This window comes from Roseomonas sp. TS2, assembly GCF_058833935.1.
The window spans coordinates 16097-29707 of record NZ_JCACVY010000033.1 but is presented as its reverse complement, the minus strand read 5'-3'; the positions used below and the strand labels follow the sequence as shown (position 1 = coordinate 29707).

Sequence of the window (13611 nt, the reverse complement as noted above, 5' to 3'; positions counted from 1 at the left end):
GGGCAGGATCCCCCAATCGTCACGCGCTCGCGGCTTGCGGCGCGTGGCGAATCTGGGGTAGGGGGACGCGCCAAGGCTGCGGAACGCGCCGCAAGAGTTGTCCGAAAGGCTCCCGCCATGGCTCCCGACACCATCCCGACCGACGGCCCCGCCGAGCGCGGCGCCGCGCCGCGCCGCACCCTGATCGCCGAGGCCTATGCCTTCGACGACGTGCTGCTCGTCCCGGCCTACTCCACCGTGCTGCCGAACCAGACGGATGTTCGCACCCGCCTGACGCGCGAGATCACGCTGAACATGCCGGTCATCTCGGCCGCCATGGACACCGTCACCGAGGGGCCGATGGCCATCGCCATGGCGCAGGCCGGCGGCATCGGGGTCATCCACAAGAACCTGACGCCGGAAGACCAGGCCGCGCAGGTGCGGCAGGTGAAGAAGTTCGAGAGCGGCATGGTGGTGAACCCCGTCACCATCCACCCCGACCAGACCCTGGCCGAGGCGCAGGCGCTGATGGCGGCGCACCGCATCAGCGGCATCCCCGTGGTGGAGCGCGACAGCAAGCGCCTCGTTGGCATCCTCACCTACCGCGACGTGCGCTTCGCCAACGACCCGAATGTGCGGGTCTATGAGCTGATGACGCGGGAGAACCTCGTCACCGTCACCGCCGATGTCTCGGCCGACAAGGCGCGCGGCCTGCTGCACAAGCACCGCATCGAGAAGCTGCTGGTGGTGGACGATGCCTATCGCTGCATCGGCCTGATCACCGTCAAGGACATGGACAAGGCGCAGGCCAACCCGAACGCGGCCAAGGACGCCATGGGGCGCCTGCGCGCCGCCGCCGCCACCGGCACCGGCGAGGACGGCTTCCGCCGCGCCGAGCTGCTGATCGCCGCCGAGGTGGACGTGATCGTGGTGGACACGGCGCATGGCCACTCCGCCGGCGTGCTGAAGGCGGTGGAGAAGATCAAGCGCCTGTCCAACAGCGTGCAGGTCATCGCCGGCAACGTGGCGACGCCCGAGGCGGCCGAGGCGCTGGCCGAGGCGGGGGCGGACGCCGTGAAGATCGGCATCGGGCCGGGCTCCATCTGCACCACGCGCATTGTGGCCGGCGTCGGCGTGCCGCAGCTCACCGCGGTGATGGAGAGCGCGGCGGCGGCGCATGAGAAGGGCATCCCCGCCATCGCCGATGGCGGCGTCCGCTCCTCCGGCGACCTCGCCAAGGCGATCGCCGCCGGCGCCGACTGCGTGATGATGGGCAGCCTCTTCGCCGGCACGGACGAGGCGCCGGGCGAGGTGTTCCTCTACCAGGGGCGGTCCTACAAGTCGTATCGCGGCATGGGCAGCCTCGGCGCCATGGCGCGCGGCTCGGCCGACCGCTACTTCCAGGCCGAGGTGCAGGACCAGCTCAAGCTGGTGCCGGAAGGCATCGAGGGGCGCGTCGGCTACAAGGGGCCGGTGGGGCCGGTGATCCACCAGCTCGTGGGCGGGCTGAAGTCGGCCATGGGCTACACCGGCAATGCCACCATCGCCGACATGCAGCGCAACTGCACCTTCCGCCGCATCACCGGGGCCGGGCTGCGCGAGAGCCATGTGCATGATGTCGCCATCACGCGCGAGGCGCCGAACTACCGGCAGGACGGCTGAGCGCGACACAAGGCCGGGGGAAGGAATTCCCCCGGACCCCCATCTTTTTTCTTCGAGTCTGGGCGTGTGCGCCTGGGGTGAGTACATTCCGACATGACACCTTCCGCGCGGATCGCCGCCACGGTGGCGCTGCTGGCCGAGGTGGCCGCCGCGCCGCGCCGCCCGGCCGACGCCACGGCCAACAGCTTCTTCCGCGAGCGCCGCTACATCGGCAGCGGCGACCGCCGCGCGGTGGCCGAGCGCGCCTGGGGCGTGCTGCGCCAGCGCATCCGGCTGGAGTGGCACCTGGCGGCGGGCGGCGTGCCCGTCACGCCGCGCCTGCTGGTGATGGCCCACCTGCTGCTGGTGGAGCGCTGGACGCGCGACGGCGTGCTGCAGGCCTTCTGCGGCGGCCGCTTCAACCCCGCGCCCCCCGACCCGGGCGAGATGAGCGTCATCGAGGCGCTCGCCGGCGCACCCCTGCTCGATGAGGACATGCCCGAGGCGGTGCGCCACAACCTGCCGGACTGGGCGCTGCCCGGCTTCCAGGCCCGCTTCGGCGCCGAGCTGCCGGCGGCGATGGCGGCGATGGAGCAGGCGGCGCCGCTCGACCTCCGCGCCAACCTGTTGCGCACGACGCGCGAGGCCGCCGCCGCCGCCCTCGCCGCCGAGGGCGTGCCCACCGAGCCGATGCCGTTCTCGCCCTGGGGGCTGCGCATCGCCGACCGCCGGCCGATCCTGGCCAGCAAGGCCTATACCGAGGGGCTGATCGAGATCCAGGACGAGGGCAGCCAGCTCATCGCCCTGCTGACCGGCGCGCGGCCGGGCATGCGCGTGGTCGATTACTGCGCCGGCGCCGCCGGCAAGACGCTGGCGGTGGCCGCCACCATGGGCAACCGCGGCCGCATCGTCGCCTGCGACGTCTCGGCCATGCGGCTGGAAGGCGCGGTGAAGCGCCTGCGCCGCGCCGGCGTGGACAATGCCGAGCGCCACCTGCTGCAGGCCGGCGACCGCTGGGTGAAGCGCCGCGCCGGGCAGTTCGACCGCGTGCTGGTCGATGCGCCCTGCACCGGCACCGGCACCTGGCGCCGCAACCCCGATGCCCGCACCCGCACGCAGCCACGCGATCTCGAGGAGCTGGTCACCAAACAGCGAGATATCCTCGAAACCGTCGCGGAACTGGTGCGCCCGGGCGGGCGGCTGGTCTACGCTACCTGCTCGGTGCTGCCCGAGGAGAACGGATTGCAGGTCGAGGCCTTTCTGGCGCGTCACGGCGAGTATGAGGCCGTCCCGGTCGCTGAGGCCTGGAGCGATGCCTTCGCGCCGGCCACGCCGCCTGGCCCGCCGCCTTGCGATGGCCGCTGGATGGAACTCGCGCCACACAGCCATGGCACGGACGGCTTCTTCGCCGCCGTGCTGCGCCGCAAGGAATAGCCCGGCTGGGCGGCGGAACGGGAAGGGATGGGGGCACGCCGATGATCCGCATCCGTAAGGCCCGCCCGGCCGATGCCGCCGCCATCGCCGCCGTCCATATCGAGACCTGGCGCAGCACCTATCCCGGTATCCTGCCCGAGGCCTATCTCGCTGGCCTGTCTCTGCCGCGCGTCGCCGCCTTCTATCAGCGTAGCCTGCTGGAGCGGCGGGAAGGCGCCGCCATGTTCGTCGCCATCGCGGAGCCGGAGACCGGCTGCGGCCCGTCGCAGGTGGTGGGCTTCGCTTCCGGTGCCCGTGCGCGCCGGCCGACCCTGGCGCAGGGCGAGATCGAGACCCTCTACCTGCTGGAGGATTGGCGCGAGCGCGGCGTGGGCCGGCGCCTGATGCGCGCCACGGCGGCGCATCTGGCTGCCATCGGCTGCCGCTCCGCCATGCTCTGGGTGCTGAGCGAGAATCCCGCCCGCTGGTTCTACCAGCATCTCGGCGGGCGCCTGGTCGGCACGGACATGGTGCGAGTCGGCGGCGTGTCCGTGCCGCAGACCGCCCTGCTCTGGGATCCGATCCAGACCCTTCTCCTCTCCACCGCGCGCGCGGATGGTGCCTGAGCCCATGCCCCCGGTCTGCCCGTTTGGGGGAGGGGGTGTTGCAAAAATGTCTCGCCCGATTGAAGCTTCTGCGCCACACCCCGCCGCATGGTTGACGCCAGCGACCCATCCCGGTTCTCTTTTAACCAGAAGGGGTTGCGAGGAGTTAGACAGCCATGGGCCGCGCTCGGTCATGAACACCATCACCCGCGCGCAACTGGCCGAGGCGATCTATGCCCAGGTCGGCCTGTCGCGAAACGAAAGTGCTGCGCTGCTGGAGGATGTGCTGGAGCGCATCTCGGCTGCGCTGGAATCCGGCCGCCCCGTGAAGATTTCCGCCTTCGGCACCTTCTCGGTGCGGCAGAAGGGGATGCGAGTCGGTCGCAACCCGAAAACGGGAGTCGAGGTGCCGATCATGCCCCGGCGCGTCCTGTCCTTCCGCCCCAGCCAGGTGCTCAAGGCCCGGCTCAACGGCGAGGCGGTGCGCGCGGGTGATGAGTGATGCCGGCCATGCCGGCCGCAATGTGGAATTGACCGCATGAATGACGGGGTGCATCCGATGCCAGAGGATCCGGAGGCCACCGGCCGACCGCGCAAGGCCCCGACGGCATTCCGCACCATCAGCGAGGTGGCGGAGGATCTGCAGATTCCGCAGCACGTGCTGCGTTTCTGGGAGACCAAGTTCCCGCAGCTCAAGCCGCTGAAGCGCGGAGGCGGGCGGCGCTACTACCGGCCCGAGGATATCGCCCTGCTGCGGCGCATCGGCGACCTGCTCTACACCCAGGGATACACCATCAAGGGCGTGCAGCGCCTGCTGCGCGACAATGGCGGCGAAGGGGGCGGGGAGGCGGAGGCCGACCTGCCCGAGGCGGAGGGCGCGCCGCACGAGCCCGCCGCGACAGCGCTGCGCGATGCGGTGGCGGAGCTGGAGGCGCTCGCGGCCGAGCTGCGCATCCTCGCCGCCCGCATGGGCCGCTAGCCGCCCCGGGCCAGGGTGGCGGGCGGCCGGTGCCCCATGGCGGTTTCGCGGGCAGATTAACCCCATCTTCTTCGGGGCGGGGGGTTGAGGCGGGGCGGCACGGGTGCTATGCCCCCGGTCGTCGGAGCCGATACGCTCCAGCCGCCCCGGCTGGTGCTGAAGGCCAGCCGGCATCCTGGCACAGCGGGCAGTAGCGCAGCCTGGTAGCGCATCAGTCTGGGGGACTGGGGGTCGTGGGTTCGAATCCCGCCTGCCCGATACGCCAAGCCAAGGATCGCCGGCCGGTATGCCCTTTCGGGCATCTTCGGCTTCCTGAAAGCCCGGCCGCCCTCGCAGGTGGCCGGGCTTTTTCATGTCGCTTTTTCACCTCCGGGGCGCGGCCAGGGGCGGCGTGCCGGCAGGCGGCGCGCCGCGTCGCTCCGCCTTCTCAGCCCTCGCGCAAGCGTGTCATGCTGCGGTGCTTCCAAGACTAGCCACAGAATTGCCGCAAAGTCGGGAATCGTCTAAAATCATTGTCGGTGCACAATGAAGTGCCAGGGATGGTTGCAATGATTCGCGGAGGCATGGTGTTCGATCAGATCGGCCACGAGATCCATGCACGTATTTCCGAGGATACCGCCCCGGCGCGGGCACGCGACCTGGGACGGGTGGCGGCGGAGCGGGCCATCCAGCAGGTTCTGGCGGGGCAGGAATCGCCGCAGCGGCGGCGGTGGATCGACATCCTGAAGACCGACTTCCGCAACTACGGCTACGACCTGGTGCACGAGTTCGGCCACCATCATGCGGCGCGGGACGCATGGGAGGCGGTGCACAGCTATCTCCGCCGCCTGTGAGCGGCGCCCCGGCCGGCAGCCCCCGCATTCCCCGCCCGCAGATCCTCCCGCGGCGGGCGCGCGCCGCCTGAGGCGGCGCTACAGGCCGGCGAAGAGGTCGGTGGAGAGGTAGCGCTCGGCGAAGGAGGCGGCGATCCCGACGATCAGCTGCCCCTCCATGGCCGGCTCCGCGCCCAGTTCCAGCATGGCATGCAGCACCGCGCCGGAGGAGATGCCGATGGGCAGCCCCTCGGTGCGTGCACAGAGCCGGGCGGCCGCGAAGCTCTCCCGCTCCGTCACCCGCCGCACCGCGTCCAGACGGTGCAGCTCCAGCACCGTGGGGCGGAAGCCCGCGCCGATGCCCTGGATCTCGTGCGGGCCCGGGTCGTCGCCCGAGAGGACGGCGGATTCGGCCGGCTCCACCCCGATCACGCGCATCCCCGCGCGGCGCGGCTTCAGCGCGCGGGCGATGCCGGTGAGGGTGCCACCGGTGCCGACGCCCCCCACCACCACATCCACCAGCCCCGCGCTGTCGGCCCAGATCTCCTCGGCGGTGGTCGCGGCATGCACCGCCGGGTTGGCGGGGTTGTCGAACTGCCGCGGCATCCAGGCGCCCGGCGTCGCCGCGACGATCGCCTCGGCCCGGGCGATGGCGCCCGACATGCCCTGGCCGGCGGGCGTCAGCTCCACCTCGGCACCCAGCAGGCGCAGCATCTTGCGCCGCTCCACGCTGGCGCCGTCCGGCATGGTGACGATCAGCCGGTAGCCCTTGGCGGCGGCGACGAAGCCCAGCGCGATGCCGGTGTTGCCCGAGGTCGGCTCCACCAGCACCGACTCGCCCGGGTGGATCAGCCCCTCCCGCTCCGCCGCCTCGATCATGGCGAGGCCGATCCGGTCCTTCACCGAGCCGAGCGGGTTGAAGAATTCCAGCTTCAGCGCCAGCCGCGCCTTCAGGCCACGCGCTGCCTCCAGCCGGGGCAGCCGGACCAGGGGGGTGTTGCCGATGGTGCTGAGGATGCTCTCGTGCATCCCGCCGGGCCGGGTGGCGCCGGGAATGGCGCGGGGGGTGTTTCCTTCGGGCATGGGGCGGCTATACCACGTATCGGATGCGTGGTTCAGGGGTGAATGCGATGTTGTTGCGGCGGGATCGGGCGATGACGGCGGTGTCGATCGTGCTGGACGTGGCTTTCCACGCGGGGCGCGGCAGCACCGTGCCGGCGGGCGATATCGCCGACCGCCTGGGCGAGGCGCGCCGGGGTATCGAGCCGGTGCTGCAGGCCCTCTCGCGCGCCGGCATCCTGGGCAGCACGCGCGGGCCGAAGGGCGGCTACCGGCTGGGCCGCGCGGCGCGCGACATCACCCTGGCCGAGGTGGTGGCGGCCGCCACCGGCGGAGACACCGCCGCCGAGCCGGTGCCGCCGCCGCCCTCGCCTCTGCAGGTGCGGGTGATGATGCCGCTGTGGGAGGAGCTGGAGGCGGGGCTGCTGGAGGCGCTTTCGGGCCGCACCGTGGCCGAGCTGCTGCGCCGCGCCGCCCTGGCCGGCCTGCAGCGCCCGACGCCGGAGGCGCTGAACTTCGCCATCTGAGGCGGCCGCGAGGCTGCGCGGCAGACCCTGAAAGCTTTGCTTGCAGAGGGCTTTGCGCCTCGTCCATTGTGCGTCGCAATGGTCCCGGAACGGGATCTCGGGGAGCGTGCAATGAAAGGGAGCGCAGGGTGACGGACACCATCCTGGAGACGCGCGGCATGACCAAGGAGTTCCTTGGCTTCGTGGCCGTGGGCGACGTGTCGCTCCAGATCCGGCGGGGAAGCATCCATGGGCTGATCGGGCCCAACGGCGCCGGCAAGACGACCTGCTTCAACCTGCTGACCAAGTTCCTGCCGCCGACGCGCGGCGAGATCCGCTTCGACGGGCGCGACATCACCCGCATGAAGCCCGCCGAGGTGGCGCGGCTCGGCCTGGTGCGCAGCTTCCAGATCTCGGCCGTGTTCCCGCACCTGACGGTGCTGGAGAATGTGCGCGTGGCGCTGCAGCGGCAGCGCGGCGGCAGCTTCGATTTCTGGCGTTCCGACCGCGTGCTGCGGCAGTACGATTCGCGGGCGCGGGAGCTGCTCGAGGATGTCGGCCTCTCCTCCTACGCCGCGCTGACGGCGGGGCAGCTGCCCTATGGCCGCAAGCGCGCGCTGGAGATCGCCACCACCCTGGCGCTCGACCCGGTGATGATGCTGCTCGACGAGCCCACCGCCGGCATGACGGCCGAGGATGTGGACCGCATCGTGGCGCTGGTGAAGCGCGTGGCGCAGGGCCGTACCGTGCTGATGGTGGAGCACAACCTGAAGGTGGTCGAAGGCCTGTGCGACACCATCACGGTGCTGACGCGCGGCCGCGTGCTGGCGGAGGGGGACTACGCCACCGTCTCCCGCAACCCCGAGGTCGTCGCCGCCTATCTCGGCACCGATCCCTCCATCGCCGGAGCCGCCGCCCATGGCTGAGCCGCTGCTGAAGGTCGAGAACCTCCAGGCCTGGTATGGCGAGAGCCACATCCTGCACGGCATGGACATCGAGGTGCGGGAAGGGGAGGTGGTGACGCTGCTCGGCCGCAACGGCGCCGGCAAGACCACCACGCTGCGCGCCATCATGGGGCTGGTCGGCCGCCGCAGCGGCAGCGTGCGCTTCGAGGGGCAGGAACTGGTGGCCGCGCGCAGCGACCGCATCGCCCGCGCCGGAATCGCCCTCTGCCCCGAGGAGCGCGGCATCTTCGCCAGCCTCGACGTGACGGAGAACCTGATGCTGCCGCCCAAGGTGCGGGAGGGCGGCATGGAGCTCGAGGCCATCTACGCCCTGTTCCCGAACCTGAAGGAGCGGGCGCGCAGCCCCGGCACCAAGCTCTCGGGCGGCGAGCAGCAGATGCTGGCCATCGCCCGCATCCTGCGCACCGGCGCCAAGCTGCTGATGCTGGACGAGCCGACGGAGGGCCTCGCCCCCGTCATCGTGCAGCAGATCGGCCGCACCATCCGCGAGATCAAGGCGCGCGGCTTCACCGTGCTGCTGGTGGAGCAGAATTTCCGCTTCGCCCAGACGGTGGCGGACCGGCACTACGTGGTGGAGCATGGCCGCGTGGTCGATGCGGTGAGCAATGCCGAGCTCGCCGGCGCGATGGACCGGCTGCACGACTACCTCGGCGTCTGACTTCTCGGCGTCCGGCCGGCGCCCCGGCCCGGACCGCCACAGGCTTGCACGCCTCCGCCGGCCGGCGGCGCACTGCGCCGGCGGAGGCACCAGACCCGGCCCCGGGGGACGACAGGGGCATTGGGAGAGAACCGAGACATGGCACAAGATCGCCGCAGCCTGCTGAAGACCGCCGCCGCCGCGGCCATCGCCCCCGCCCTGGGGGCGGGGCTCGCCGGCCTGCCCGGCCGCGCCCGCGCCCAGGGCGCCAACACGCTGAAGATCGGCGTGCTGAACGACCAGTCCGGCGTCTACCGCGAGATCTCGGGGCCCGGTTCCGTGGCCTGTGTGCGGCAGGCGATCCAGGATTCCGGCATCGCCCAGCGCGGGGTGAATGTCGAGGTCGTCTTCGCCGACCACCAGAACAAGGCGGATGTCGGCTCCACCATCGCCCGCCAGTGGATCGACCGCGACGGCGTCGATGTCATCGTCGACGTGCCGAACTCGGCGGTGGCGCTGGCGGTGAACGCCGTCGTCCGCGAGAAGAACAAGGCCTACTTCAACTCGACCGGCGCCACGACAGACCTCACCGGCGCGCAGTGCAGCCCGAACACGGTGCACTGGACCTACGACACCTACATGCTCGCCAAGTCCACCGGCGGCGCCATGGTGAAGACGGGTGGCGACAGCTGGTTCTTCATCACCGCCGACTACGCCTTCGGCCATGCGCTGGAGCGCGACACCACCCGCTTCGTGCAGGCGGCCGGCGGCAAGGTGCTGGGCAATGTGCGCCACCCGCTGCAGTCGACCGACTTCTCCTCCTACCTGCTGCAGGCGCAGCAGAGCCGCGCCAAGGTGATCGGCCTGGCCAATGCCGGCACGGACACCATCAACAGCGTGAAGCAGGCGGCCGAGTTCGGCGTCACGCGGCGCGGCACCAAGATCGCCGTGCTGCTGATGTTCATCAACGACGTGCACAGCCTCGGGCTGAAGGCGGCGCAGGGCCTCGTCTGCACCGAGAGCTTCTACTGGGACCTGAACGACCGCACCCGCGCCTTCACCGGCCGGGTGAAGGGCGCCATGGGCGGCAACTACCCCGCCATGTCGCATGCCGGCTGCTACGCCTCCGTGCTGCACTACCTGAAGGCGGTGGGCGACATGGGCGTGGCGGCGGCCAAGGCCAGCGGCGCCGAGGCGGTGGCGCGCATGAAGGCGATGCCGACCGACGATGACTGCTTCGGGCAGGGCCGCATCCGCGAGGATGGCCGCAAGCTGCACCCCGTCTACCTCTTCGAGGTCAAGAGCCCTGAGGAATCGAAGGGCGCCTGGGACTACTACAAGGTGCTGCAGACCACCCCGGCCGACGAGGCCTGGCGCCCGCTCTCCGAGGGCGGCTGCAGCCTGGTGAAGAGCTGATCCAGCATCTCCGCCGCCACTCCGGCCGGGCACGCCACGGTGCGCCCGGCCGGACCCTGAAGCCGCTCGCCACGGGAAGTCTCGCCGGTGCTTGAGGAATTGCTCTTCCAGATTGAGCTCGGCCTGCCGCAGATCGTGCTCGGCCTGGTGAACGGCGCCTTCTACGCGCTGCTCTCGCTCGGCCTCGCCGTCATCTTCGGCATGCTGAATGTCATCAACTTCGCCCACGGCGCCCAGTTCATGATGGGCGCCTTCGTCGCCTGGATGCTGCTGAACTGGGTGGGCATCGGCTACTGGCCGGCGCTGGTGCTCTCGCCGCTGATCGTCGGCGCCTTCGGCGTGCTGATCGAGAAGACGATGATCAGCCGCCTCTACAAGCTCGACCACCTCTACGGCCTGCTGCTCACCTTCGGGCTGGCGCTGATCATTGAGGGCATCTTCCGCAACCAGTTCGGCTCCTCCGGCCTGCCCTACGCGCCGCCCGAGGCGCTGGGCGGCCCGCCGGTCGATCTCGGCTTCATGTTCCTGCCGAAGTACCGCCTCTGGGTGGTGGTGGCGGCGCTGGGGATGAGCCTGGCCACCTGGCTCGTCATCGAGAAGACGCGGCTCGGCGCCTATCTGCGCGCGGCCACCGAGAACGCGGCGCTGGTGCAGGCCTTCGGCGTCAACGTGCCGCGCATGGTCACGCTCACCTACGCGGCGGGGGTGGGGCTCGCCGCCTTCGCCGGGGTGCTGGCGGCGCCGATCTACTCGGTGAACCCGCAGATGGGGTCGAGCCTCATCATCGTCGTCTTCGCCGTGGTGGTCATCGGCGGCATGGGCTCCATCCTGGGCTCGGTGGTCACCGGCTTCGGCCTCGGCCTGGTCGAGGGGCTGACCAAGGTGTTCTACCCCGAGGCCAGCTCCACCGTCATCTTCGTCATCATGGCCATCGTGCTGCTGGCGCGGCCGGCCGGCCTGTTCGGGAGGGCCTGAGCCATGGCCGGTGGTCACGCATCCACGGCGCCGGCGATGCTGGCGCCCGAATCCCCCGGGCTGCTCGGCCTCTCGGGCTTGGGCTTCAACCGGGCGCAGAGCATCGCCTTCCTGGTGATGCTGGCGGCGCTGCTGGTGGGGCCGTTCCTGCTCTACCCCGTCTTCCTGATGAAGCTGCTCTGCTTCGCGCTCTTCGCCTGCGCCTTCAACCTGCTGATCGGCTATGTCGGGCTGCTCTCCTTCGGGCACGCCATGTTCTTCGGCATGGGCGGCTATGTCGCGGCCCATGCGGCCAAGGTGTGGGGCCTCACGCCGGAGCTGGCCATCCTGGCCGGCGGCGTGGTGGGGGCGGGGCTTGGCGTGGTGGCGGGCTGGATCGCCATTCGCCGCCAGGGCATCTACTTCGCCATGATCACCCTGGCGCTGGCGCAGATGGTCTATTTCTTCTGCCTCCAGGCGCCCTTCACCGGCGGCGAGGACGGCATCCAGCGCGTGCCGCGCGGCGCGCTGCTCGGCGTGGTGGACCTCAGCCGCGACATGTCGCTCTACTGGGTGGTGGCGGCGGTCTTCCTGGCCGGCTTCCTGCTCATCAACCGCATCGTCCACTCGCCCTTCGGCCAGGTGCTGACGGCGATCCGCGAGAACGAGCCGCGCGCCACCTCGCTCGGCTACCGGACGGACGACTACAAGCTGGTGGCCTTCACCCTCTCCGCCACGCTGGCCGGCATCGCCGGCGGCACCAAGGCGCTGCTCTTCGGCATCGCCACCCTCACCGATGTCTACTGGGCGATGTCCGGCGAGGTGGTGCTGATGACGCTGGTGGGCGGGCTCGGCACGGTGTTCGGCCCGGTGGTGGGGGCGGCCGTCATCGTCACCATGCAGAACTACCTGGCCGAGTTCGGCGCCTGGGTGACGGTGATCCAGGGCGTCATCTTCGTCGCCTGCGTGCTGGCCTTCCGCGCCGGGGTGGTGGGCGAGCTGGGCCGGGTGCTGAAGGTGCGCCTGTAGGCGGCGGGCGGGGCGGCGCGCCCCGCCCCTCAGGAGATCAGCGCCTGCGAGAGGTCGGCGGCGTTGCGGATGTTGCTCTGCATCTGCTGCGCCGCCTCGTTGATGCCCTGCAGGCTCTGGCTGATGGCCCCCACCGCCCCGGCGGCCTGCGTCATGTTCTCGGCCATCTGCCGCGTGGTCATGCTCTGCTCGTCCACCGAGCTGGAGATGGCGGTGGCGATGTCCGAGATCGCCTCGATCCGCTGCGCCACGGAGCGGATCGCCCCCACCGTCTGCTCCACCGCGCTGCGCATCTGGCCCACCTGGCTGCTGATCTCGCCGGTGGCCTTGGCGGTCTGGCTGGCGAGGTTCTTCACCTCGGAGGCCACCACGGCGAAGCCCTTGCCGGCCTCGCCGGCGCGCGCCGCCTCGATGGTGGCGTTCAGCGCCAGCAGGTTGGTCTGCCCGGCGATGGCGGCGATCAGCCCCAGCACCTCGCCGATGCGGTCGGCCGCCTGCACCAGATCGGCCACCGTCACCGAGGCGCGCTCCGCCTCCGCCTGGCCGGCGAGGGACACCTCCGAGGCGCTGCGCACCTGCCGGTTGATCTCGGAGACGGAGTTCGCCATCTCGTCCGCCGATTGGGCGATGGTCTGCACCTTGCCCAGGGTCTCGCCGGTGGAGCGGGCCGCGGCCTCCGCGCGGTGCAGGGTCGTCTCGGCCGCCCTGGAGATGCCGGACAGCTCCCCGGCCACCTCCTGCCCCATCTGCAGGCGGCGCTGCCGCGCCTGTACCGTGGCGGTGATGTCGGTGGCGTATTTCACGATCTTCATCAGCCGGCCGCAGGGCGCGAAGATCGGGTTGTAGATGGCCTGGATCCAGATCTCGCGGCCGCCCTTGGCCCGGCGCCGGAACTCGGCCGCCTGGTACTGGCCGTTGCGCAGCGCCTGCCAGAAGGCCTCGTAGGCGGGCAGGCGCTGCTCCTCCCGGTGCATGAACATGGAGTGGTGCTGGCCCACGATCTCGTCCAGCCGGTAGCCCGTGGCGGCGAGGAAATTCTCGTTCGCGGTGAGCACCTTGCCCGACAGGTCGAACTCGATGACGGCGCGGGAGCGGTGGATGGCGGCGATCTGCCCGGCATGGTCCGCCGCGAGCATCTTGCTGGCCGTGATGTCGGTGGCGAACTTCATGATGCGCGCCGGCCTGCCGCAGCGGTTGAGCACCGGGCAGTAGGAAGCCTGGATCCAGACCTCGCGCCCGCCCTTGGCGATCCGCCGGAACTCGGCGCTCTGGAAGCGGCCCGCCCGCAACTCCCGCCAGAACAGCTGGTAGGCGGGGTCCGACTGCGCGCCCGGCTCCATGAACATGCTGTGCGGCCGGCCGCGAATCTCCTCGATCGTGTAGCCCATGGCCCGCAGGAACAGGTCGTTGGCCCCGAGGATGGTGCCGTCGAGCTGGAACTCGATCACCGCCTGGCTGGCCTGGACGGCGGCCATGCGGGCCGCCGCGCTGGGGGGGAGGGCGGCGCAGATCGTATCGAGCATGGCTACCTCGGGGGAGAGAAAGTGGCGCGAGGCTATGCCCGGGGACGGTAAAGGATTCTGAACGTGTGGCGCTTGAGCCTCCGGCAGGTGTGG

The 13611-nt window shown here is 70.8% G+C and carries 14 protein-coding genes and 1 tRNA gene; 13 read left to right on the top strand and 2 right to left on the bottom strand.

The features are described 5' to 3' along the window. Positions 1 to 117 precede the first annotated feature (117 nt). The 7 genes from guaB (at position 118) to ACZJYS_RS08165 (ending at position 5450) form a co-directional block, all read left to right on the top strand. Positions 118 to 1641 (top strand): IMP dehydrogenase, encoded by a 1524-nt coding sequence (gene guaB / locus ACZJYS_RS08195; RefSeq protein WP_493177075.1) that lies wholly within the window; start codon positions 118 to 120, stop codon positions 1639 to 1641. A gap of 93 nt (positions 1642 to 1734) precedes the next feature. Beyond that, the gene (locus ACZJYS_RS08190) at positions 1735 to 3054 is read left to right on the top strand and encodes an RsmB/NOP family class I SAM-dependent RNA methyltransferase (protein ID WP_493177072.1); all 1320 of its coding nucleotides are present in this window, start codon (positions 1735 to 1737) and stop codon (positions 3052 to 3054) included. A gap of 41 nt (positions 3055 to 3095) precedes the next feature. Further along, entirely contained in the window at positions 3096 to 3659 is a 564-nt protein-coding gene (locus tag ACZJYS_RS08185; RefSeq protein WP_379633669.1) for a GNAT family N-acetyltransferase, read from the top strand. 172 nt (positions 3660 to 3831) lie between these two features. After that, positions 3832 to 4140 carry an integration host factor subunit alpha gene (locus ACZJYS_RS08180; protein ID WP_109517798.1) on the top strand — a complete coding sequence of 103 codons (309 nt, stop codon included), beginning with the start codon at positions 3832 to 3834 and terminating at the stop codon, positions 4138 to 4140. Between the two features lie 36 nt (positions 4141 to 4176). Further along, a complete protein-coding gene (locus ACZJYS_RS08175; protein WP_109517799.1) occupies positions 4177 to 4617 on the top strand; it encodes a MerR family transcriptional regulator in 441 nt (146 codons plus the stop codon). A 184-nt stretch (positions 4618 to 4801) separates the two neighbouring features. After that, positions 4802 to 4875, top strand: a tRNA-Pro gene (locus tag ACZJYS_RS08170). A gap of 305 nt (positions 4876 to 5180) precedes the next feature. Continuing rightward, complete coding sequence (locus ACZJYS_RS08165) at positions 5181 to 5450, top strand: hypothetical protein (RefSeq protein WP_109517800.1); 270 nt, start codon at positions 5181 to 5183, stop codon at positions 5448 to 5450. Positions 5451 to 5528: 78 nt separating this feature from the next. Here the strand turns inward: ACZJYS_RS08165 and cysK are convergent, their stop codons facing one another. After that, on the bottom strand, positions 5529 to 6512 hold the full coding sequence (gene cysK / locus ACZJYS_RS08160) for a cysteine synthase A (RefSeq protein WP_493177070.1): 984 nt from the start codon (positions 6510 to 6512) through the stop codon (positions 5529 to 5531). 47 nt (positions 6513 to 6559) lie between these two features. Here cysK and ACZJYS_RS08155 point away from each other — a divergent pair, with 47 nt between their 5' ends. From ACZJYS_RS08155 to ACZJYS_RS08130, 6 genes are all read left to right on the top strand, one after another. Further along, positions 6560 to 7015, top strand: a complete 456-nt coding sequence (locus ACZJYS_RS08155; protein ID WP_493177068.1) for an Rrf2 family transcriptional regulator — start codon at positions 6560 to 6562, stop codon at positions 7013 to 7015. 128 nt (positions 7016 to 7143) lie between these two features. Next, positions 7144 to 7920, top strand: coding sequence for an ABC transporter ATP-binding protein (locus ACZJYS_RS08150; protein ID WP_219929764.1), 777 nt, complete (start codon positions 7144 to 7146; stop codon positions 7918 to 7920). Further along, positions 7913 to 8617: an ABC transporter ATP-binding protein gene (locus tag ACZJYS_RS08145; protein WP_109517802.1), complete on the top strand. Its 705-nt coding sequence runs from the start codon at positions 7913 to 7915 to the stop codon at positions 8615 to 8617. The genes ACZJYS_RS08150 and ACZJYS_RS08145 overlap by 8 nt, the downstream gene beginning before the upstream one ends. Positions 8618 to 8755: 138 nt before the next feature. Continuing rightward, a complete protein-coding gene (locus tag ACZJYS_RS08140) occupies positions 8756 to 10012 on the top strand; it encodes an ABC transporter substrate-binding protein (RefSeq protein WP_109517803.1) in 1257 nt (418 codons plus the stop codon). Between the two features lie 87 nt (positions 10013 to 10099). Then, positions 10100 to 10987: a branched-chain amino acid ABC transporter permease gene (locus ACZJYS_RS08135; RefSeq protein WP_109517804.1), complete on the top strand. Its 888-nt coding sequence runs from the start codon at positions 10100 to 10102 to the stop codon at positions 10985 to 10987. A 3-nt stretch (positions 10988 to 10990) separates the two neighbouring features. Next, positions 10991 to 11995, top strand: a complete 1005-nt coding sequence (locus ACZJYS_RS08130; RefSeq protein ID WP_379648609.1) for a branched-chain amino acid ABC transporter permease — start codon at positions 10991 to 10993, stop codon at positions 11993 to 11995. A gap of 29 nt (positions 11996 to 12024) precedes the next feature. Here the strand turns inward: ACZJYS_RS08130 and ACZJYS_RS08125 are convergent, their stop codons facing one another. Further along, positions 12025 to 13518 (bottom strand): methyl-accepting chemotaxis protein, encoded by a 1494-nt coding sequence (locus tag ACZJYS_RS08125; protein ID WP_493177064.1) that lies wholly within the window; start codon positions 13516 to 13518, stop codon positions 12025 to 12027. Positions 13519 to 13611: the final 93 nt, after the last annotated feature.